Source organism: Patiriisocius sp. (assembly GCF_051252435.1).
Lineage (GTDB): Bacteria > Bacteroidota > Bacteroidia > Flavobacteriales > Flavobacteriaceae > Patiriisocius.
On record NZ_JBPOFW010000001.1, the window covers coordinates 130,347 to 150,258 of the forward strand.

Genomic DNA, 19,912 nt, shown 5'->3' on the forward strand with positions numbered 1-19,912 from the left:
TTAGAGCTTGAGTAAATTAGAGCAGAACACATTACTATCCATGCTCAAATTAACAATACATATTATCATTAGATACCCGGCTAACATACCTGCAAAGGGTATTGAATCTTTATGAATAAATCGTTGTAATATCAGCGTTCCTATAAGCGTTAGAACAATACCACTCACAAAAAAGAACATGAAATTAGAAATATGGAACAAAGGGCTTACCGCGAGAATAAATAGGATGTCCCCAAGCCCAATATATTTTTTACAGGGATTAATAATGGCATTGTTTTTAATACAGAGATATCCCCATAATACCGTAAATAGTATCACCGTATAAATAAGCGTTGGCTTATTGAATACCATACCTGTCCTTAAATAAAAAATCGCAGTCGTAAGTATAGAAATTGCAATCAGAAGAAATATGTGTACCGCACGATATTTAAAATCCTGTAATACGATTGCCCCTAAAAAAGACACTAACAGTATGTTGAATAGTAAACCCATATTTTAATCCTTGACCACTTCCTTAAGTTCCTTTTCTTCATTGATCTCCCAAACATTGTATATCCCATCACCATCAAAGTCCGATAGAGAAGTTGCCCTGGCTACAAAGCTATTGCTGGCTGCTTCAGTAATGCTAATTTCATAAACCGCTTGCCCTCCGTCGTTTATAGACTTCTGTGATTGAAACCCAATATCCTCTAAACTGTTTGAATATTTTGAAAATTTATAAAAGTGACTCTTCTCTAAAGCGAAAACCTGATTTAGCATACTTTGGGCCTCGATCGCCTTGGCCTGACCTACTACTGCACTTTGGTCAGGAACGACCAATAAATACAATATACCTATTATGCATAGTACAATGAGTATCTCTGTCATTGAGTAGGCTTTTAAATACCAAATTTTCGTTTTACTATTATTGCTTAATTTTATTTTCATCATCTGTTGAATTAACCATTACCTATTACTTTACTTAGATCAAACATTGGAGCGTACATCGCAACCATAATAACTCCAACAATGCAGCCTATAAAGACAATGAGTAAAGGTTCTATGATTGTACCCATTACCTTTGTTTTGTGTTCTACCTCTTGGTCATATTGATTTGCCAAATTCAGGAACATGGAATCTAATTGATTCACTCTTTCTGCGACCTGCACCATGGACACTAGGTTGCCGTCAAAGACCTTGAATTTTGACAAAGAATCTCCCAAGGTTTTTCCCTTCACTATATTCTCAGAAACTTCATTCAATGCTATCTCAATAGGGTAAAATCCGATCATTTTCTCGATCAACTTTATAGAAGCTACCAAGGATGTCTTTGAAACCAATAACAGGGCCATGGACTGACAGAATCTGGTAAGATATATTTCTCTAACAAGCTTGGAAAAAAATGGGATTTTCAATATAAATCGTGAAGTAATATTCCTGAATTTTATAGTGTGCCTTACTTTCTGAATAAATAAATAGAGCAATACCAGCACCCCGATAAAGATCGCCAACAACATATTGAAATTGTCCGAAAGTTTGATTATGTATTTTGTCAGTACGGGAAGATCTTTACCGAATTGATTGAAGACAGTTTCAAACAAAGGAACAACGTACGTAAGCATAAAATATAGAGTACCAAAGGTAAGGATCAATATAAAGGCTGGATAGGTCAAAATCGAGACAATCTGTTTTCTTAATTTTACTTTTCGTTGAAAATAGTGTTCGAGCTCATTACTGATAACATCAAGTTTTCTTGTGTTCTCTCCTATTTCAATACTGAATATTTCATAAGGAGAGAAAGCCCCTGTATTTTTCATCGCTTGATGTAGTGACTTTCCGCTAATGACTTGGATAAGGATTCTATCTAAAATTTCCTTGATATGCTTATTGGGTTGCTGGTCTCTAATGATGGTGAGTGCGGTCTTAAAGTCAATACCTGCTTTTAACAATACATTTAAATCTTTATAAAATATTGTCTTTTTTTTATCATCCATTTTTTTGGACACAAAGATATCTTTCAGAAAAAATGAAGATGTTTTTTTTTCTTTCAGGGCTATTTGAGCTTTGTTGTTCTGAATATGTGTTATATCTATCCCCATCTTTATCACCAAATTCTTGAATAATAATCTTTAAAAACATACAAGGGAATGTCTTTTCCAAAGAGAGTTGCATTTATAGAAATCCTAGATATAATTGACTTTTCAATTTCTTCCTGTCCTTTAACAAAACCTAAAACAATTTCCTTGACCAAAATAGAGTCTCGTTGTTCATCTTTAATTCTAAACAAATAGTCGCCAGAATGTTGATAATTGATGTTGGAACCGTTATAAAATATAACAGAAAACTTATTGGGACCAGTACTTGTTAATTTATCCGCATCATAAACGTCTTTCCGAAGTAAAGACTGAAATTGTTGTAGACCGACATCTTCTTGTGTCAAATTCATATAATCCCTAGTGTTCTTTGACATATGATCAAAAATGACATATACCATGCTAATGATCATGCTCATCAATAACAAGGTTATGACCATTTCTAAAATCGTAAAGGCACCTACCTTCATATTGCTTCTTTCTTTACAAATAAAGGAGTGACAAAGGTATCTTGCCCTGATGTCACGATAATCTGTATATACTCTAATCCATTCCGTTTATTGATTACCTTAGTTTGTATCTCAAATGATTTAAAAGTCTCCTTGGTCTCATTTATATCACTCGTGAGAATGATTTTCTCTAATGACTTTTCAGTTTCTGCTTGATAATTATATCGAACCACTGGAGGAATGGTTTTAATTATACTGCCATAAATTAAAGTGCCCACTAGAGTGCACAACGTAACTATACTCATTGCCATAACGGTTTCGATCATTGAAGCTCCTTTTAAATAGAATAAATTTTTCATAATTGTTTAATAGCTATCAAGTTGCTATCGCTAAAAAAATCTGCTATTGACAACTCAAAAAAATCATCTGGTAATTTATTGGCAACTATCTTCCCACCATATATTAAGTTTGAATATGTGGCGGTTTTGGTTTCATGTTTAAAACTTGAGGCTACGATACTTCCTTCCACGGTACCATATACTGATAATTCCCCATCACAATAAACATCTCCCCTAACCAAGGCATCCTTATCAATGACAAGTTTTTTATTCTGCTCTGAAATGAGACCGTTACCATCCATTATGACCACTCCCTCGACCAAAGCTCTTTCCCTGATCTCAATGGATGACTTTTCATCAATATTTCCAGCTACAAACAAGACCGACGGGTATTGAAGGTGTGCGTCTTTTTCTATCAGAATTTCGGATGTAGCAAAAGACTGGGTGTTTCCCATAAATCCAGATTCGTAAATTATTTTAGGCGCAATTATTATGACATCTTCTAAGTAGGCTGTCTTTTTAATAAACAACGTATCGTTTGACCTCACTATAAGATTTCCCTTCATGGTAATATCGGCAATCGAATTGGTAGCATTGATCATAATAGTCTCATTACTAAAATCATTAAAAACATTAATCTCCTTGATCTTATCATAATCCAGATCGGTAATGACTTCGGGCGCTTTGAAAAAAGATAGGTCAAGTGATGGAAGTTGCTTATTGGATTTAAGGATTTTTCCGCTATGCTTAGGATTATTCGTGATAGAATTACCTCCTATGTTCACTTTCGAAATACCCATTTCTGAAATATAAATATCCCCATCTATCAAGGTCTCTCCTGAAATCTTTAACGCCTCGTCATTGTTCCTGAGATATAAAACTGGTTTATTGTTTGATTGACCTCTTCCTATCAATAAACACTTTGAAACCGTATCGTTCTTGATAGTAGATTCTACACAACTAATGGAAAAAAGCCCCCACATTTTGTTTCTATGTGTTGTTTTCAATAAAGAGTTGCCATCGCTCAATTCAGCGCCATTCACAATGTGACTAATAGCAGATCGATTGTATTGAATCAAATCATTCTGTGTGTTGAAATGTGTATCCAAATTCAACTTAAAGTTGAATATCAGCAATACCCCAAGACACAAAATCGAAATAAAGAGCGCTATGAAAATAGCATATAAAAGTGATGCTGCTTTAACCATTATCTTTTTCTGCTCTTTTTTTCTTCGAAAAGAATCTTTTGATAAAACCTGGTCTCTTTTTATTTTTGGTAGAGGGTCTCTTCGAGAAAATTCTTTTAAGCAAGAATTTCTTTCCTTTAATAGAATCCTCCCGCTTTTTTAGATTCCTTGGATTTTCATTAAAAGGAACACCCCTTTTGTACCAGGTCGTATCATTTGTTTTATAATTGATCCATGTTCCATGTGGTGTATTGGACTTAAAATATCCTTTTACCTCTAAAGCACCATTCTCATCGTAGGCTGAATACATACCATATTTATTCCCTTTGTTATATTTTTTTATATCTTTTAACTTCCCATTTTTATACCAGGTTTTCCATTTACCGGTCTTAACACCATAATCAAAATTCCCTTTCTCCGCAATTTGATTGTTATTATAATACTTAACAAATTCCTTATGGAGGAGCTGTCCTCCGGCATCACCAAATGAATTGTGGACCTCACCTGATTTATACCAATGGTACATTTTATCTTTTGTGGTATTTCTATTTTTCATAGAAACAAAAAAATAGAGATCAAAATCTTTGGTACGTATTATTTTCTTTTGAATTGAACTATTCACAAACGCCGTAGAAACGATCAAAGAGACAGCCAAGAAGAATAATTTTAAAAAACCTTTCATTTTCATACCATGATCTTTTTTCATAAAAGTAAGTGAATGACCCTAGGCTATAAAGTTTATGAAGTCGTCGTTCGTGAAATGAATAGTTCAAATGATTTTTTAGTGCTGATTTTTAGGACCTTATAATCTTCACAATATTTGTAATTCCCTTGATGAGTAATGTGGGATATTTAATGCAACCTAATTATGGCTCAAAAAAAATCTCTCTATGAAAACCATCTGGGATAATATATATCCATAAAGAATTAATCATATGGGTAAATCAAGAAAAGACAAATTAGAAAGTTTTCTCAAGGATATCAAAAGCTTCGGCACAAAAAGTATATCAATCAAAAGTTTCTCAATAGAGGAATTTGAGCAGGGACAGAAAAAGATCAGAAACCGAAATGAAGGTAAAAATAAATAGGTATTATAATGGAGAAAGAGTATTTTCTATGTGGGAGCTTTCGGAAATACTCTTTCTCCCTAAATACGAAATCAAGAACAACATAAACTCTTATAATCTAAAACCAACTATCATCGAGAATAGGGTTGGATACTATGGGGTTTCAAATTTGTGTGAGTTTATTGAATACCTTATTCTAAAAGAAAATTTGAGATTGATAAAATACCGTATCAAAAAGTCTCAGACCTAAAATTGAAAATATGTCCATATTTCTTGTTGCAATATTCCATGCACGCTGGAAGGTCTTCTGTACGAACCAATAAACTGTCATGGATTGTCAAACAGAAGCCTAAATTAATATTTGATAGTAAGTCATCTATAAAGATTTTTGATTCCATACGGGTGATTATTTCACATATTTTTTTATGCCCTTTTGTCTTTTTTATTTTCCGTATGTAATCAGTAGAAATCTTAAAGAAATTCTCAAAATTACCCTCAGTATCATGATATCTTCCATTCTGCCATTTAGTATATCTTGATTTAGCGTCATTTCTATCAATTGACAAACCCATATCAGCTAAATATTGGTAAAAATCAAGATTGTTTTCAAATGGATAATTGAAATTAGGGTCAATTACTCCTTTTGTTTTTAATTGTTCATACATTATTGTTGGTTGACAACAACTAGCATCAACCACGGCATAATTTCCTTTAAAAAAATTTCTTAAATATTCTTTATAACTTTTAATTTCAATTGATGATTTTTCAGTTTCTATTTTGGCACCAATATTCATTGTGACCCTAGTGTGTAATCTTCTGCCAAAACCATCCCTCTTTATTATTCCATCAAGACCGAGTTCCTTTAACGAATCACGGGTGATTTTGTACCAATTCTTATTGTGGCTTGACTTTAGATTTAAAAAATTTTGATTTTCACTTTGATCAATATCAATTAAAAATCGATACTTTATACATTGGTTGTTATTGGTATCATAGTAAGGAATTCTATCTATGACATCATCTTCAAAAAGATTTCTTTCTATTATCCTTTCATTCTTTGAGTAGTAGTCTATAATTTTATTTTCCAACAATATATTTACATATTGCTTATATCTTGAATTGGTTCCTTTTAAATAATCTGAGGGAGCATCGAAATATGAGTAACGGGATAATCCTCTCTTAGAGAACTTCCATTCGGGTTTGGTCTTCTTTAGAAATACTAATGAGTTAAAAACTTCAATTAGAGATTTTTTAAAAGTCTTGTTTCTATTAATTGAGTTTATTAGGTTTTCAATTTCTATCGGTAAAATTGTTTCTTGTTTCATTTTTCATTTTTGTTTTTTTAGTCTTGAAATCTTAAAAAGTTTAATTTTTTAAGATTTAAATGACGATTAATTTATTTTTTATAATATTTAATTATTATATATATCATGTTTCTCTCGCTCACTTTTTAGAAAATTGATAGTGACAGACTAAAAAATTAATTATAAAATGGAAAAACTCGACCAAATATTGAATAGAATTTCACGAAATAAGAAGTCATTTCAAAAGCTTCAAAAAAAGGTAAAAGGGGTTTTCTTGGGGAGTCAACTATATCTCATAGAAGAAAATCTTTATGATGTAGATTTCGTATTTGAAAAATTTCTTGAAGTTGATGGAACTTGGATTTCAGATATTTCAATTAACCATCCTGATAAAGTGAAGAAAGCCATTTTCGACAATGACCTGAAAGAATTAGTAAATGAAAGAATTTTCGAGGTATTGATTCAACTAACCAAGACCGAAAATGTATTCAAAATTATCAATCGATATTAATTGTAATTTCCCTCATAAATTGAAAAATCAATTAATTTTTTGGCAAGATTAGGTATTCATAGTTGGATATATTCCAGAAATACGGATTATATCCTTAACTTTGTGTTCGGCTAAAATTCTATTTTATGGAAATTGATTACGATCATTTGCTAAATTCGGTGATTAATAGTATCGAAAATCACCAGAGAACATTCAGACAACTGGAAAAAGAAATAAAACATATTCTTGTTTTTTCTGTGCAAGAACCATCTCCATTTTTAGGAGAACCTCCCATAGAGGTTAATTTTCACTTTAATGGATTTAGAAAAAGTAGAATTAAAATCAACCATTGGGATTTCAAATTCTACATGTATTCCAAAGAAAGAGGGATGAGATATATACCAAGACATGAACACTATCCAGAACTAATTAAAAGTTTATATGAGAAAATTCAGGATATTGCTCGTGTGGATCAGACTATGAGGATAATTAATTCTTAACTCAATAAATCGTAGGTAAACACTTCGTTTGTTTCTCTCACTTGATCGTGTAATATTTTATCATCAATACCTTTTAAATAGCTCTGGGTTGTTTTAATGTTTTTGTGTCCCAAGAGGTTCATAATATGTATTAAATTCATATTAGATTTTACACACTTATGAGCAAAGGTATGTCGAGCAGTGTGACTACTTATAGTGATACCTGAGTTCATTAATTCATCCAGATTTTTTAAAGACTTATTGTAGGGTACCTGACGACTTTCAAATTGAGATCTTTGGCTTTTAGTAAATGTTCTTTTCATATCAAATTCAACATTTTCAAACACTTCATTATCTAAAAAATCTAAAATAAAATTATTTAGATTAGATTTTCTTTTCTTTTTAAAACATCTAATTTGTCTCTCGTAAATATCTTTATAAACATTCTTTAATTTTTCCTTAATCCAAATATTTCCCTCGTCTTTTGAAGAATCTCCTGTTGTTGATATGGAATAAAATAAATTCTCTAAACCACTAATTGACATTGATCCCAAATTCGTTTCAATAGGTTTTTCATCATAATAGATTTTATAGAATTCATCTTTATCAACAAAATAAAATAGATACTTTAATAATTCTTTTATAATATGTATTCTAAGTGGCGTCTTTGTTTTAAATTGAATAATGTCTATTTTATCACCTTTCTCATCAAAGAGTAAATTTTTATACCTAATTGTCATCAAATCACTAATTCTTATTCCCTGAGCAAAAATTTGAACAAGAAATCTAATACGAGTATTTTCAATTTTTGAACCTCTTTCAAAACAATTAAAATTTAATCCTTGAATATGACTGATAGTTAAATACTCTTTTATACTCTCACCATTAGGGATTTTGTAAATATTGTAAGGATCTTTTTTTGGAATAAATAGGTATCTTTTTACCGCCCTCCTGTAAATTGATTTTTGAGATTTTATATATTTATTTTGAGTGGTCAAAGACAATTCTTTTGATAATAAATGATCTTCGAAATCCTCCAAAAACTGAAAATCTATTTCATCGAAATATAGGTTTGTTTTACCTTTTTCTTTTAATAAAGACTTTAATTGGTTAAATGAAGAATTATAGCTTTTTTTAGTTCCCCTCTTTTTTCGTTGTTCATATTTATCTATCCAAGTCTGAAAGTAATCTACAAAGGACATTTTTTTATTAGTTACATTTTTTTCGTTTTCGGAAGTTTCATTTTTTAACTGATTAATTTTAGATTCAATCATATTATTTAATTCAACACTCCGAGGATGATTTGCTCTTACTTCTCTTTTGTTTTTATTCCAAAACTTAACTTCAATCGTTTCAATTTGATTGTCACTGATATTATCGTATGAATAAGTTCTATTATTGTTGTAATATTGAACTTTTAAATTTCCTATTTTTTTATTTCTTTGATTTACTCTTAAAAATCCTTTCATAACTGAGTGTTTTGAGAATTTATAAAGATATGTGTAAAACATGTGTAAAACAATTTTATAAAGTGATAATAAAAACAACCATATAAGTCGTTATAAAACAGGAGTTAATATATATAAATCAAGGACTTGGGTTTTTAAAGTGGTTCTGGAGGTACCACAAAAACCCACTATCTCACGATTGTGGGTTTTTTGTTTGATTTCTTTTTACATATCAACTATGAAAAAATCGAATTTTAAAATATTAATCTGGTTCACTCTTTCTAGCTTTATTATTAATGCTCAAGAAGACCTTGATATTGATACAGATATTGATTCTGTTTACTTCAAAGACGGCTCAGTAGAAACCGGAGAAGTATATTTTAAAGAATACATATTAGAAATTGATATGTTTGACGAACCTACAAAAAGGTTTGACTTAAATAAAGTCGAGAGAATTGTTAAAAGAAGACGAGGTGAAGAGACAACTTTCGAAGTTATTTATTATGAGAAAAGAGACAGATATTTAGTTTTACAAAAAGTACTTGAAGGTTATATGACGCTCTATAGAACTACAATAGATTACACTACCAATATTATTGGATTTGGAAATACTTCATCCACCTCAGTAATTTATTATTACAAGAAAAAAAACGAACAGAATCTGGAGCACATTGATCTAAAGGGATTTATAGGCATGGGGATAAGCGTAAAAAAATCCGTTGCTTTTTTTAAAGATTGCCCTAAACTTGTTTCAAAAATTAACAATGATGGGTTTGGAGATAATTCAATTGTCAAGTTTGTTGTTTTCTACAACAACAATTGCAACTAATGCATCTATTTTTATAATTTTACTACCAAAACCCAAGCATGGTTTTGAATACAAAAACACTTTATTTTTTACTCTTTTCTTGTTTAAGCTTCTATTCTGTTTCCGCACAAATCCTCAACGCAGAATCCCTTCGTAAAGTAACCGACACCTCTGGATACTCTGGCGCGGCGAGTTTAAATTTTGCGTTAAAAAGAAATACAAACGATTTCATTACACTTTCAAACAACATTCATCTACAATACAAGATGAACAAACATTTGGTGTTGTTTAAAAATGACATTGCATTTCAGAAAATAGAAGGAGATGATTTTGAAAACAGCGGCATACAGCACCTGCGCTACAACTACAAATTAGTGCCTAAAATTGCTTGGGAAGCTTTTGCACAGGCGCAATACAATAAAATAAACAAAATAAAATTTAGAGGATTGTTGGGGACCGGGCCGAGGTTTAAAATTACAGATTCAGATAAATACCGATTTTATCTTGGCACACTCGCAATGCTCGAATATGAAGAAGTAGACGATGGCGCGACACCTTTGCAAAGAGATTTTAGAGGAAGTACGTATCTCTCTTTTAGTTTGTATCCTGCCGAAAATATTTCAATCGTGAGCACTACGTATTTCCAACCATTGCTGAGCGATATTTCAGACTATCGCATTTCGAGTCAAAGTGCGCTTTTGGTTTCGGTGTTTAAAAATTTCGGCTTAAAGATTTCTTATACTTTTATATATGACGAACGGCCGGCGATAGGGATTCCAAATTCGCAATACGATTTTACCACAGGTATTAATTATTCTTTTGATTGAAATGACAATTAAAAAGACGGCGCAGCAAATTTCTGCGGAAATGTAACTGCATCTATTTTCTCTTTGATTCTAATAAAAAGGGGGTAAACCAATCCCAAGAAATTCCAAAAGACATTCTAGGAAAACTATCCACAAATCGATAATTATAATCATCGAAACCAAAATCAAACTGACCAAAAAATCCCAAATCTGTATTCCAAGGATGTACAATCATCCTAGTCTGGGAACGATATGGCGTCACTGAAGGATGCGCACCCAATTGAAGAAAAACATCCTGTCCTGCCGCAACTCGCATACCTTTCCAATAAAATGTAAACTCATATTGCGCCTCAATACGATGACGGCCGTAGATGCCAATATCCTCTGGATTGTAGCCTCCAAAATCAATAAATCCAAAAAACTTATCGTGATATAATTGATAACTCAATGTATATGAGTGAATGCGTTTAGGGATAACCTCATCTGTAAATTTGTTTTGGCGATAGTTGAAAGAAATTCGAGTGAGGTTTGTTGAAAAATTACCCGTTCTCCTATTTAAAATTTCCGAAAGGTCTGTATCATCATTTATAGTTTCGTAAACCGCTTGTCCTTCTTCACTACCATCTTCAAATGCATCACTAAAGGCACTATTGGATTGACCATTTGAATAATGACCAGACTCTACAGCAAGCGTTAAAAAATTGTTGTTTGTGGTAACTATAATTGGTTGCCAACCCGCTAAAATTTTATAAGAAGGGGTTTTAACAGGTTTTGACTCTTCATTATAAATCCTAAACTGTGGTTGAAAACTCAAATAAACCGCATAGCCCGGAGTTCGCTCATCTGCAGTTACAGATTCTCTAATGTCATTATAAAAACTATAATATACGGAGGGTTTTGCATCTAGAAGTATTTGTTCATATTCATTATTACCAAATCCACCCGACAAATAAGAGCGCTGTGCAATGGGATAATATTCTTTAAATGATGAAGGCGTTTTAGGGGTTTTGTCCGTTTGAGCGTACGCGTTTTGTAAGCTACCCAAAAAAACAAGTAGACTAAAAAATGCTCGGAACACAATAGAAATATTCATTAAAAATTTTTACTGCAAAAATACGAGATTGCTCCTTTAGCCCAACCCGTTACACCTTATTTAACAAAGGTTTACAATAAAGACTCTATCCTACAGTAAGTCCTCCATCAATAACGTATGTTGCACCTGTTGTATATCTTGCTTTATCGCTCAAAAGAAAAAACACAGTATCTGCAATTTCATCTTCTTGAGCATACCGTCCTAAAGGCACTTGACTTTTAAAACTTTCTTTTACTGCATTTTGATCATCTCCAAGTCCTTTTTCAAGCGAATCCATCATACGACTATCCACTACTCCCGGATGTACTGTATTTACTCTAATTGAGTTAGGCGCACCCTCTAAAGCAGCAGTTCTCATTATTCCCACTACAGCGTGTTTACTAGTAATATATGGCAACATACCCGCTGTTCCTTGAAGTCCAGCCACAGAAGATGAAATAACGATGGAGCCACCCTTTTTTTCCATTGCCTTCATAACGTGTTTCATTCCGTAGTAAACACCATATACATTTACTTGCATTACGGAATCGAAATCGTTCGCTGCCAAATCTGTAATTGGGGTCACCCCACCCTCAATACCTGCGTTGTTAAAAAACATGTCAATTGTTTTAAATTTTTTTACCGTAAAATCAACATATTTTTTAACCTCAAGCTCATCGGTAACATCTGCCGCAAAAATTTCAACGTTCTTTCCGCCTAGAGATTTTTTCGCTTTTTCAAGTGCTTCTTGATTTAAATCAACGAGCACCACATTACTTTCGGCAGCTACAAATAATTTTGCTGTAGCCATTCCTATTTCGCCAGCGCCACCTGTTATAATAATTGTTTTGTCTTTCATAGTTTTCATATTTGTTTTTTTATTAAAAATAGTGATAGACTTATGTTATAATAGTTAATCGGTTGTTAAATGATGTAAGCATTTTGTTAATCCCACAACTACTTTGTTATATTTACGGACTTATACAATCGAATTGAAAACCAAAACGTCGTTCAATTCGTACTTTTTATATATCATTTTATGGCATCAAACAATTATTACGACCCAGCAGATTTGAGAAAATTCGGTAAAATCACCGAATGGAGTGAAGAATTAGGTACCAAGTTTTTCGATTACTACGGAAAAGTATTTGAAGAAGGCGCTTTGACAGCAAGAGAAAAAGCATTAATCGCATTGGCAGTGGCGCACACCGAACAATGCCCTTATTGCATCGATGCGTACACAAAAGACACCCTGCAAAGAGGCGTGACCAAAGAACAAATGATGGAAGCCATACACGTAGGTGCAGCCATAAAAAGCGGCGCAACCTTAGTACACGGAACCATGATGATGAACAAAGTAAACAAGTTGGAAATGTGAGTTGGACGTTAGTTTTGCATAACAAAACTGTACGTAGCACTCATCCCGCCTTTTTTGTGGGATACATCCAAAATTAAATTGAAAAGAAATTAACTCAAATTCAATATTTCTTCGGAAATTTTAAAAATTTGAGAATTGAATTTGACAAAAAAACATGTTTGAAACCAAAAAGAAGAAACAACAATCCCTTCAAAAACGAGACAACGAACTTGCAAACGCAAAACGTCAAGTCGAAATTTTAAGTAATGGGATTTTCGCAAATGGTGAACTTCCCACATTTGCAAAAAAAATAAAAGAAACAAATCAACTTCCTCTAAGACCAAAAAAACTTGAAATCCTTCAAATCAACGTTGGGTATATGTGCAACCAAGTTTGCGAGCATTGCCACGTAGATGCAGGACCTGACCGTAAAGAAATTATGACATGGGAAACCATGGAATTAGCACTTGAAGTAATAAAAAATACCGAAGCACATACGCTCGATTTAACAGGTGGTGCACCAGAGATGAATCCTCATTTTCGTCGTTTTGTAGAAGAAGCAAGCAAAGCTGGAATTAAAGACTTTATCGTTCGTAGTAATCTAACAATAATTAGAGCCAATAAAAAGTATCACGACTTACCTCAATTTTTCAAAAAGCACAATGTCCACGTAGTGAGTTCAATGCCCCACTGGACAAAAGGAAAAACCGACAAGCAACGTGGCGAAGGAGTTTTTGACATGTCCATTACCGCACTCCAGGAATTGAATGCAGTGGGCTATGGAATGCCAGATAGCAGTTTGCGTTTAGACTTGGTGTACAATCCCAACGGAGCGTATTTACCAGGCGACCAAGCCAGCATGGAAAAAGAATTTAAGCACGCATTAATGGAAGATTTCGGAATTCAATTCCATAACCTTTTTGCCATTACAAACTTGCCAATTGCACGTTTTCTAGACTATTTAATTGCCAGTGAAAACTACGAGGATTATATGTATCAACTAGTAGAAGCATACAATCCTGCCGCGGTTAAAAATGTAATGTGTACAAATACTATTTCAATAAGTTGGGATGGATATTTGTATGATTGCGATTTCAACCAAATGCTCAAATTACCCGTTGCCAGTAAAGTAAAGCACTTAAAAGATTACAACGAAGATTTATTGAACGATAGAAATATAGTAATTTCACAACATTGCTATGGTTGCACGGCAGGCGCAGGAAGCAGTTGCCAAGGTGCAGTAGCAGAATAAAAAAATTGACTAATAAAACAGCCATATTAATCTTTGCCAATTCGGCAACTCGCGAAGGGGAAATCAAATCCTTTCGGGAATCGGCCGGATTATTTGATGCTCTTAATGAACAAGTAATCAATAAGGTTGAAAAAACGGGACTTCCCTATTTTCATATTTCCGAAGCCCAACAAAAAGGGGCTACCTTTGGTGAACGCTACACAAATGCCATTGAACAAGTCTATTTAAAGGGCTTTGATAATGTGATTACTATCGGGAATGACACGCCTCTTTTAAAAACAAGCCAACTCATTAAAGCCGCTGCGCAGCTTGAGGAAAACAAGATTGTTTTGGGACCTTCTATTGACGGTGGATATTATTTATTGGGTCTCAATAAATCGCAATTCAACAAAGAGAAATTTTTACAACTCCCGTGGCAAACTTCAGCATTGACAAGTAGTTTGACGCGATTGCTCTCGTTTAAGAAAATCGAAGTTTGTTTCTTAAAAACGCTTCGGGATATTGACTCGATTACAGATGTCAAAAAATTGATTGACGGTTTTAAAAATCTTTCAGAAAAACTACTAAAAATAATACTTGCTATTTTCTCTTCGGAAATAGTAATCATTTTAAACATAAGCCTTTTCATTTCCTCTTTTCAGAAGAAAAACTGCTTCAATAAAGGCTCCCCTATTTTGCTTCAATAGTCGATTTTAATGACGCTTCACATTTCCGAAGAAATCAAAACTCCGGAAACCTTTAAGCTGTCAAATCCATTTTATTTCATTTAAAAACCAATCATTAATGAAGCAATTATATATTGCCTTATTGCTGTGTTTCACGGTCGTAGGGTATTCACAAACCAGTATTTCGGGGAACGTAAAAAACGCAGAGAACAACGAACCCATTCCGTTTGTAAACGTAGTGGTAGCTGGAACTACCACAGGAACCACGACCGATTTGGACGGAAATTTTTCTATGGTCGCCCCACCCGCCGGTACCGTTTTAGAGTTTTCGTCTATTGGGTTTACGCCTTTAAAATACACATTTAATAATGAGACCTCCATTTTCGTTCAACTCATACCATCTGCAGAAGGACTGGACGAAATAGTAGTGACCGCCCTTGGTATTAAACGCGAAGAACGCGAGTTGGGCTATACCGTACAGACCATAAAGGCCGAAGAAGTAAACGAGGTAAAAGCGGTCAATTTTTTAGATAATCTTTCGGGTAAATTAGCTGGAGTGACTATCTCGCAGGGAGCCACGGGTGTGGGTTCTTCGTCAAAAATAACCATTCGTGGCGAAGCATCTTTTAGCAATAACAATCCGTTATTTGTTGTTGACGGAACTCCTATTAACAATGAAACGGTATTCAATTTTACCAATGAAGCTGCGGCAGGATTTCAGGAAATTGACTTCGGAAACGGAGCCATGGAAGTCAATCCGGACGATATTGAAAGCGTAACAGTCCTAAAAGGCCCAAGTGCCGCGGCACTCTACGGAACGCGTGCATCAAACGGTGTAATTGTTATCGAAACTAAAAATGGCCAAAATAAAAAAGGACTCGGCATTAGCATCAACACTTCGTTATTTGTGGATAGCGCTTTTAGGTTGCCAGATTTTCAAAATGAATATGGACAAGGAAACTCGGGAGAATTTGAATATGTTGACGGTCTTGGTGGCGGTATCAACGATAACATTACCTATTCGTGGGGCCCTCGGCTGGATATTGGTTTATTGATTCCGCAATACGACAGTCCAGTGACATTGGCAGATGGAACGATTGTTCGGGGTGGAGATACAGCGCTTTATAATGGCCTGCCCATTGAAGGAACTCCCTTTAACAGCAATCCAGACAATTTAAAAGATTTCTATCGCACCGGCTATACGACCATCAATAACGCAAGCGTTGCTGATGGCTTCGGAAATGGTAATTACCGACTATCCTTCACAGATTTAAGAAGCGAATCTATCATTCCAGGTGTCAATTTAGACCGCCAAACCGTTGCCGCAAAATTACATTTTGAACCTTCGGAAAAAACCGAAATCAACACCTCGATAAACTACGTAAATTCTCGTAGTGACAACCGCCCCTCAAACGGCTACGGTAGTGAAAATGTAAATTACTCACTCGTAGCTTGGGGACCGCGCTCTTTAAACATTGATAATTTGCGCGATTACTGGCAACCTGGATTGGAGGGAATTCAACAATATTCATTCAACTATACATTTTTTGACAATCCTTATTTTATTCTTTACGAGAATAGAAATAGTTTTGATAGAGATCGTGTCTTCGGAAATATTAGTTTGAAACACCAATTTACACCAGAATTTAGTGTGTCGCTAAGAACAGGAATGGATTATTCTTCTGAAACGAGACAGTTGAGAAGAGCCTTTAGCAGTAACCGTTTTAGCAACGGAGCTTATGCAGAGCATGATGTGATGTACCGAGAAAACAACACCGATTTTTTAATGAATTACAAAAAAGACTTGGGTGATATTTCGGTTGATATTTCGGCAGGGGGAAATAGATTGGACCAAATAGCTTCCACAAAACAATCGCAAACAGTCAACCTCGCCCAACCCGGAATTTATAATTTAAACAACGCAGCTTCACCCATTGAAGTTTTTCAATTCAACTCTCAAAAAAGAATAAACTCTTTTTATGGAGTGGCAAAAATTGGGTACAAAGACTTTCTGTATTTAGATATTACTGGACGTAACGATTGGTCAAGTGCTTTGGCTACGCCATTTTCGGTGGATAATACATCGTTCTTTTATCCTTCGGTTTCCACGAGTTTTATTTTGAGCGAGGTGGCTTCATTGCCAGCTCTTTTCAGCTTTGCTAAAATAAGAGCGAGTTACGCACAAGTGGGGAACGACACTGGAGCTTACCAAACAAGTGGTGCATTTGTATCACAAACGCCTTTCTTGGGGCAGCCAACTTTCAGCAATCAAAACTTTATCCCAAATGCAAATTTGAGACCCGAAAAAGTAACTAACTACGAAGCTGGATTTGATGTGCGATTATTTAAAAGCAGATTAAATTTTGACTTTACCTATTACAATGCTTTGACCGAAGACCAGATTATTTCATTGCCAATCGCAATATCTTCGGGATACAATGAACAAGTTGTGAACGGAGGAAAAGTGAGAACCCAAGGAATTGAAGTCGTTACCGGAATTACTCCTATTAAAAATGAAAACTTTACTTGGAATTCTACGCTTAATTTCAGCACAAATAAATCTATTGTCGAAGATTTACCGCAGACAGATGGAAGATTAACGCTCGCATACAGTCGTATTTATGACAGTGCCAATCAAACAGTTTGGTTTCAAGTGGAAGAAGGTGGACAAGTGGGCGATATTTATGGAACTGGATATTTAAAAAATGAAAACGGTGATTATATTATTACTGATGACGGAAAATATATAGCCGATAATGAACTCCAATTACTAGGGAATTACAATCCAGATTTTATGCTAAGTTGGAATAATCAATTTCAATATAAAAATTGGGATTTAAGTTTTTTGTTTGATTGGAGACAAGGTGGCGAAATAGTTTCAAGAACCAGAGCACTTGGTAATGTGGGCGGACAACTTGCCGAAACAAGTTTTAGACCCGAAGAGGGAATCATCGCCGAAGGTGTTGTAAACACTGGGACAGCAGAAAACCCAAATTACGTCCCTAACACAACGGCAGTTTCTGCAGAGAGTTATTACCGGCAATTCTATGACCGCAACCACGAAGAAAATAATATATACGATGCAAGTTTTTTAAAACTACGCCAGTTTGCCATTGGGTATTCCTTTGATACAAAAAATGGATTTTTAGGACTTGAAGAAGGTGCTACAATATCATGCAGCATCATTGGCCGCAACCTGTTTGTGATTACAGAAAACCCACACTTTGACCCAGAACAATTAGCGGTTCAAGGAAATGGATTTGTGAGCGGTGTGGAGGATATGAGTTATGCGACTACTAGAAGTTTTGGTTTTAAAGCGGGGATTAATTTTTAGTCCCCCTTCTAACCTCCACCGATGGGTGAGGAACAAATAGATGATAAAATAACAAATAATTTTCCCAGCTCATTTTCTCCTAACAAGATAATGAGCTCCCCTCCCTCGGAGGGGTTGGGAGAGGAGAAAATATTAAAATATGAAAACAACACTAAAAATATATGGCCTGCTTCTCATTTTAATAATGAGCAGCTGCACGAAAGATTTTGAAGAAATAAACACAAATCCTAATGCCCCAAACTCGGTACAACCTAGTTTATTGTTGCGACAGGTTATTTATGATTTTGGAGAGCAAATGAGCTACGAAGGTTTTGTCGCTGGCGATTTATTATCACAACACCGCACAGCATTGGACTTTAATTTGTTCGACCGCCACGCATTAAAATCGCCTCAATTAGGCGGAAATCCATGGCCTATTTTCTATACAAATTTGCGTGATAATGAAATTATTTTAACACAATCCCGCGAGACAGAAACTTTTGCAGTTTATGAAGGGCCTGCGTTAATTTTAAAAGCATATATGACGGCTGGATTGACAGACCTATTTGGCGATGTGCCATATAGCGAGGCTTTCAACGGTGTGGATGGCACCGTGACTCCCAAATATGATTTGCAAGAAAACATCTATCAAGCCGAAAATGGAATCCTCGACAACCTCAACAAAGGGATTGCTGCCATCCAAGCGTATGACGATGTGATTCCGTTAGAAGGTGATATTTTGTTCGGCGGAAATTTAGAGGGGTGGATAACGTTTGCAAATTCATTAAAGATCAAACATCTATTACGGATTTCAAACAAAGTGGACGTTTCCGAAGAACTACAGAATATTTTCAATAATGGAAACTATTTTACATCCAACAGCCAAAATGCCATTTTCAACTTTACAAACACAGACCCAAACAGTTTTAGACTGGCGCAATTGAGAGTGGGAGATTTTAACAATTTTGTACTTTCTGAAACGATGGAAACCGTTTTAAAAGATTTAAACGATACTCGAATAGGAACATTTTTTAGACCTACTGAAAATTCCAATGGTACCGAATTTGGTGGATTGATTAATGGAATCGACGCATCAAACACATCGCTTGAACTTGCCGAACTATCACTCGCAGGAACTGTTTTTAGAGAAGACACCTCAACATTGGACGCCAACTATTTAACAGCTTGGGAAACCTATTTCAACCTTGCCGAAGCTGCCCAACGCGGCTTAATCCAAGCTGATGCACGTACCTTATATGAAACTGGCGTAACGCTAGCCTTTGAATATTGGCAAACAGATTTGCCGGCAGATTACTTATCAGGACCAGCGTCTTTTGATGCAGTAGGAACAACGCCAATTCAACAGATTGTCACGCAAAAATGGATTGCCAACATTATCAATGGTTATGAAGGCTGGGTAGAATGGAGACGTACAGGTTTTCCAGAATTTATGGACGTTCAAGCTAGTTTAAACAACGGGTTGATTCCAGTAAGAATGCCATATCCAGCAGAGGAAGAAGCATTAAATAATGAAAACTATCAACAAGCTGCAAATGCCACAAATGGCAATAGTATTGATGCAGCGGTGTGGTGGGATGAATAAACCCACTAGCCCCCGAAGGGGAACAATAAAAAAGATACTTGATGTACTATTTTAAAAACTTACAATATTAATCGCTAAGCTCCCTTCTCAGAAGGAGAAAGGCTGGAGATAAGGGAAAACGAAACTTTAAGTCCCTCTAGCCCTCGAAGTGGGGGAACTAAAAAAAGTCCCCCTCGGGGATTGAGGGAGACAGCGAAAAAGA

The 19,912-nt window shown here is 34.8% G+C and carries 21 protein-coding genes; 10 read left to right on the forward strand and 11 right to left on the reverse strand.

The window, feature by feature from the left end:
• The 7 genes from ACSHW7_RS00555 to ACSHW7_RS00585 are packed head-to-tail and all read right to left on the reverse strand — an operon-like array spanning position 1 to position 4,752.
• Positions 1 to 492: a hypothetical protein gene (locus ACSHW7_RS00555; RefSeq protein ID WP_435677366.1), complete on the reverse strand. Its 492-nt coding sequence runs from the start codon at positions 490 to 492 to the stop codon at positions 1 to 3.
• A 3-nt stretch (positions 493 to 495) separates the two neighbouring features.
• Positions 496 to 930, reverse strand: a complete 435-nt coding sequence (locus ACSHW7_RS00560; RefSeq protein ID WP_435677367.1) for a type IV pilin protein — start codon at positions 928 to 930, stop codon at positions 496 to 498.
• Positions 931 to 938: 8 nt separating this feature from the next.
• Positions 939 to 2,078 carry a type II secretion system F family protein gene (locus tag ACSHW7_RS00565; RefSeq protein WP_435677368.1) on the reverse strand — a complete coding sequence of 380 codons (1,140 nt, stop codon included), beginning with the start codon at positions 2,076 to 2,078 and terminating at the stop codon, positions 939 to 941.
• Positions 2,079 to 2,083: 5 nt separating this feature from the next.
• Positions 2,084 to 2,542, reverse strand: a complete 459-nt coding sequence (locus tag ACSHW7_RS00570; RefSeq protein ID WP_435677369.1) for a PulJ/GspJ family protein — start codon at positions 2,540 to 2,542, stop codon at positions 2,084 to 2,086.
• Entirely contained in the window at positions 2,539 to 2,847 is a 309-nt protein-coding gene (locus ACSHW7_RS00575; protein WP_435677370.1) for a hypothetical protein, read from the reverse strand. The genes ACSHW7_RS00570 and ACSHW7_RS00575 overlap by 4 nt, the downstream gene beginning before the upstream one ends.
• Before the next feature lie 29 nt (positions 2,848 to 2,876).
• Positions 2,877 to 4,067 carry a hypothetical protein gene (locus tag ACSHW7_RS00580; RefSeq protein WP_435677371.1) on the reverse strand — a complete coding sequence of 397 codons (1,191 nt, stop codon included), beginning with the start codon at positions 4,065 to 4,067 and terminating at the stop codon, positions 2,877 to 2,879.
• Positions 4,060 to 4,752 (reverse strand): toxin-antitoxin system YwqK family antitoxin, encoded by a 693-nt coding sequence (locus tag ACSHW7_RS00585; protein WP_435677372.1) that lies wholly within the window; start codon positions 4,750 to 4,752, stop codon positions 4,060 to 4,062. Before ACSHW7_RS00585 ends, ACSHW7_RS00580 begins: the two co-directional genes overlap by 8 nt.
• Before the next feature lie 362 nt (positions 4,753 to 5,114).
• On the opposite strand from ACSHW7_RS00585, the gene ACSHW7_RS00590 reads away from it, so the two are divergent.
• Positions 5,115 to 5,363 (forward strand): hypothetical protein, encoded by a 249-nt coding sequence (locus tag ACSHW7_RS00590; RefSeq protein WP_435677373.1) that lies wholly within the window; start codon positions 5,115 to 5,117, stop codon positions 5,361 to 5,363.
• Here the strand turns inward: ACSHW7_RS00590 and ACSHW7_RS00595 are convergent.
• Entirely contained in the window at positions 5,344 to 6,438 is a 1,095-nt protein-coding gene (locus tag ACSHW7_RS00595) for a hypothetical protein (protein ID WP_435677374.1), read from the reverse strand. The genes ACSHW7_RS00590 and ACSHW7_RS00595 overlap by 20 nt on opposite strands.
• A gap of 166 nt (positions 6,439 to 6,604) precedes the next feature.
• Between ACSHW7_RS00595 and ACSHW7_RS00600 the strand changes: the two genes are divergently transcribed.
• Positions 6,605 to 6,928 carry a hypothetical protein gene (locus ACSHW7_RS00600; protein WP_435677375.1) on the forward strand — a complete coding sequence of 108 codons (324 nt, stop codon included), beginning with the start codon at positions 6,605 to 6,607 and terminating at the stop codon, positions 6,926 to 6,928.
• A gap of 125 nt (positions 6,929 to 7,053) precedes the next feature.
• Entirely contained in the window at positions 7,054 to 7,407 is a 354-nt protein-coding gene (locus ACSHW7_RS00605; protein ID WP_435677376.1) for a hypothetical protein, read from the forward strand.
• Here ACSHW7_RS00605 and ACSHW7_RS00610 read toward each other — a convergent pair.
• Complete coding sequence (locus tag ACSHW7_RS00610) at positions 7,404 to 8,855, reverse strand: tyrosine-type recombinase/integrase (RefSeq protein WP_435677377.1); 1,452 nt, start codon at positions 8,853 to 8,855, stop codon at positions 7,404 to 7,406. The genes ACSHW7_RS00605 and ACSHW7_RS00610 overlap by 4 nt on opposite strands.
• A gap of 217 nt (positions 8,856 to 9,072) precedes the next feature.
• Between ACSHW7_RS00610 and ACSHW7_RS00615 the strand changes: the two genes are divergently transcribed.
• Positions 9,073 to 9,663 (forward strand): hypothetical protein, encoded by a 591-nt coding sequence (locus ACSHW7_RS00615; RefSeq protein WP_435677378.1) that lies wholly within the window; start codon positions 9,073 to 9,075, stop codon positions 9,661 to 9,663.
• A 38-nt stretch (positions 9,664 to 9,701) separates the two neighbouring features.
• Positions 9,702 to 10,469, forward strand: coding sequence for a DUF481 domain-containing protein (locus ACSHW7_RS00620; protein ID WP_435677379.1), 768 nt, complete (start codon positions 9,702 to 9,704; stop codon positions 10,467 to 10,469).
• A gap of 52 nt (positions 10,470 to 10,521) precedes the next feature.
• Here the strand turns inward: ACSHW7_RS00620 and ACSHW7_RS00625 are convergent, their stop codons facing one another.
• Positions 10,522 to 11,541, reverse strand: coding sequence for a hypothetical protein (locus ACSHW7_RS00625; protein ID WP_435677380.1), 1,020 nt, complete (start codon positions 11,539 to 11,541; stop codon positions 10,522 to 10,524).
• Positions 11,542 to 11,626: 85 nt separating this feature from the next.
• Positions 11,627 to 12,379, reverse strand: coding sequence for an SDR family NAD(P)-dependent oxidoreductase (locus tag ACSHW7_RS00630; protein ID WP_435677381.1), 753 nt, complete (start codon positions 12,377 to 12,379; stop codon positions 11,627 to 11,629).
• Positions 12,380 to 12,559: 180 nt separating this feature from the next.
• On the opposite strand from ACSHW7_RS00630, the gene ACSHW7_RS00635 reads away from it, so the two are divergent.
• The 5 genes from ACSHW7_RS00635 to ACSHW7_RS00655 all read left to right on the forward strand — a co-directional run bounded on the left by ACSHW7_RS00635 (position 12,560) and on the right by ACSHW7_RS00655 (position 19,710).
• Complete coding sequence (locus tag ACSHW7_RS00635) at positions 12,560 to 12,898, forward strand: arsenosugar biosynthesis-associated peroxidase-like protein (RefSeq protein WP_099644740.1); 339 nt, start codon at positions 12,560 to 12,562, stop codon at positions 12,896 to 12,898.
• A 154-nt stretch (positions 12,899 to 13,052) separates the two neighbouring features.
• The gene (gene arsS / locus ACSHW7_RS00640) at positions 13,053 to 14,129 is read left to right on the forward strand and encodes an arsenosugar biosynthesis radical SAM (seleno)protein ArsS (protein ID WP_435677382.1); all 1,077 of its coding nucleotides are present in this window, start codon (positions 13,053 to 13,055) and stop codon (positions 14,127 to 14,129) included.
• Positions 14,130 to 14,134: 5 nt separating this feature from the next.
• Positions 14,135 to 14,815 (forward strand): TIGR04282 family arsenosugar biosynthesis glycosyltransferase, encoded by a 681-nt coding sequence (locus ACSHW7_RS00645; protein ID WP_435677383.1) that lies wholly within the window; start codon positions 14,135 to 14,137, stop codon positions 14,813 to 14,815.
• 97 nt (positions 14,816 to 14,912) lie between these two features.
• Positions 14,913 to 18,128 carry a SusC/RagA family TonB-linked outer membrane protein gene (locus tag ACSHW7_RS00650; RefSeq protein ID WP_435677384.1) on the forward strand — a complete coding sequence of 1,072 codons (3,216 nt, stop codon included), beginning with the start codon at positions 14,913 to 14,915 and terminating at the stop codon, positions 18,126 to 18,128.
• A 139-nt stretch (positions 18,129 to 18,267) separates the two neighbouring features.
• Complete coding sequence (locus tag ACSHW7_RS00655) at positions 18,268 to 19,710, forward strand: SusD/RagB family nutrient-binding outer membrane lipoprotein (RefSeq protein ID WP_435677385.1); 1,443 nt, start codon at positions 18,268 to 18,270, stop codon at positions 19,708 to 19,710.
• The last annotated feature ends 202 nt before the right edge of the window (positions 19,711 to 19,912 follow it).

Coding starts and splice junctions, on each gene's coding strand:
- ACSHW7_RS00555 (WP_435677366.1), bottom strand. CDS start 492: ATGGGTTTACTATTCAACATACTGTTAGTGTCTTTTTTAGGGGCAATC.
- ACSHW7_RS00560 (WP_435677367.1), bottom strand. CDS start 930: ATGATGAAAATAAAATTAAGCAATAATAGTAAAACGAAAATTTGGTAT.
- ACSHW7_RS00565 (WP_435677368.1), bottom strand. CDS start 2,078: ATGGGGATAGATATAACACATATTCAGAACAACAAAGCTCAAATAGCC.
- ACSHW7_RS00570 (WP_435677369.1), bottom strand. CDS start 2,542: ATGAAGGTAGGTGCCTTTACGATTTTAGAAATGGTCATAACCTTGTTA.
- ACSHW7_RS00575 (WP_435677370.1), bottom strand. CDS start 2,847: ATGATCGAAACCGTTATGGCAATGAGTATAGTTACGTTGTGCACTCTA.
- ACSHW7_RS00580 (WP_435677371.1), bottom strand. CDS start 4,067: ATGGTTAAAGCAGCATCACTTTTATATGCTATTTTCATAGCGCTCTTT.
- ACSHW7_RS00585 (WP_435677372.1), bottom strand. CDS start 4,752: ATGAAAAAAGATCATGGTATGAAAATGAAAGGTTTTTTAAAATTATTC.
- ACSHW7_RS00590 (WP_435677373.1), top strand. CDS start 5,115: ATGAAGGTAAAAATAAATAGGTATTATAATGGAGAAAGAGTATTTTCT.
- ACSHW7_RS00595 (WP_435677374.1), bottom strand. CDS start 6,438: ATGAAACAAGAAACAATTTTACCGATAGAAATTGAAAACCTAATAAAC.
- ACSHW7_RS00600 (WP_435677375.1), top strand. CDS start 6,605: ATGGAAAAACTCGACCAAATATTGAATAGAATTTCACGAAATAAGAAG.
- ACSHW7_RS00605 (WP_435677376.1), top strand. CDS start 7,054: ATGGAAATTGATTACGATCATTTGCTAAATTCGGTGATTAATAGTATC.
- ACSHW7_RS00610 (WP_435677377.1), bottom strand. CDS start 8,855: ATGAAAGGATTTTTAAGAGTAAATCAAAGAAATAAAAAAATAGGAAAT.
- ACSHW7_RS00615 (WP_435677378.1), top strand. CDS start 9,073: ATGAAAAAATCGAATTTTAAAATATTAATCTGGTTCACTCTTTCTAGC.
- ACSHW7_RS00620 (WP_435677379.1), top strand. CDS start 9,702: ATGGTTTTGAATACAAAAACACTTTATTTTTTACTCTTTTCTTGTTTA.
- ACSHW7_RS00625 (WP_435677380.1), bottom strand. CDS start 11,541: ATGAATATTTCTATTGTGTTCCGAGCATTTTTTAGTCTACTTGTTTTT.
- ACSHW7_RS00630 (WP_435677381.1), bottom strand. CDS start 12,379: ATGAAAGACAAAACAATTATTATAACAGGTGGCGCTGGCGAAATAGGA.
- ACSHW7_RS00635 (WP_099644740.1), top strand. CDS start 12,560: ATGGCATCAAACAATTATTACGACCCAGCAGATTTGAGAAAATTCGGT.
- arsS (WP_435677382.1), top strand. CDS start 13,053: ATGTTTGAAACCAAAAAGAAGAAACAACAATCCCTTCAAAAACGAGAC.
- ACSHW7_RS00650 (WP_435677384.1), top strand. CDS start 14,913: ATGAAGCAATTATATATTGCCTTATTGCTGTGTTTCACGGTCGTAGGG.
- ACSHW7_RS00655 (WP_435677385.1), top strand. CDS start 18,268: ATGAAAACAACACTAAAAATATATGGCCTGCTTCTCATTTTAATAATG.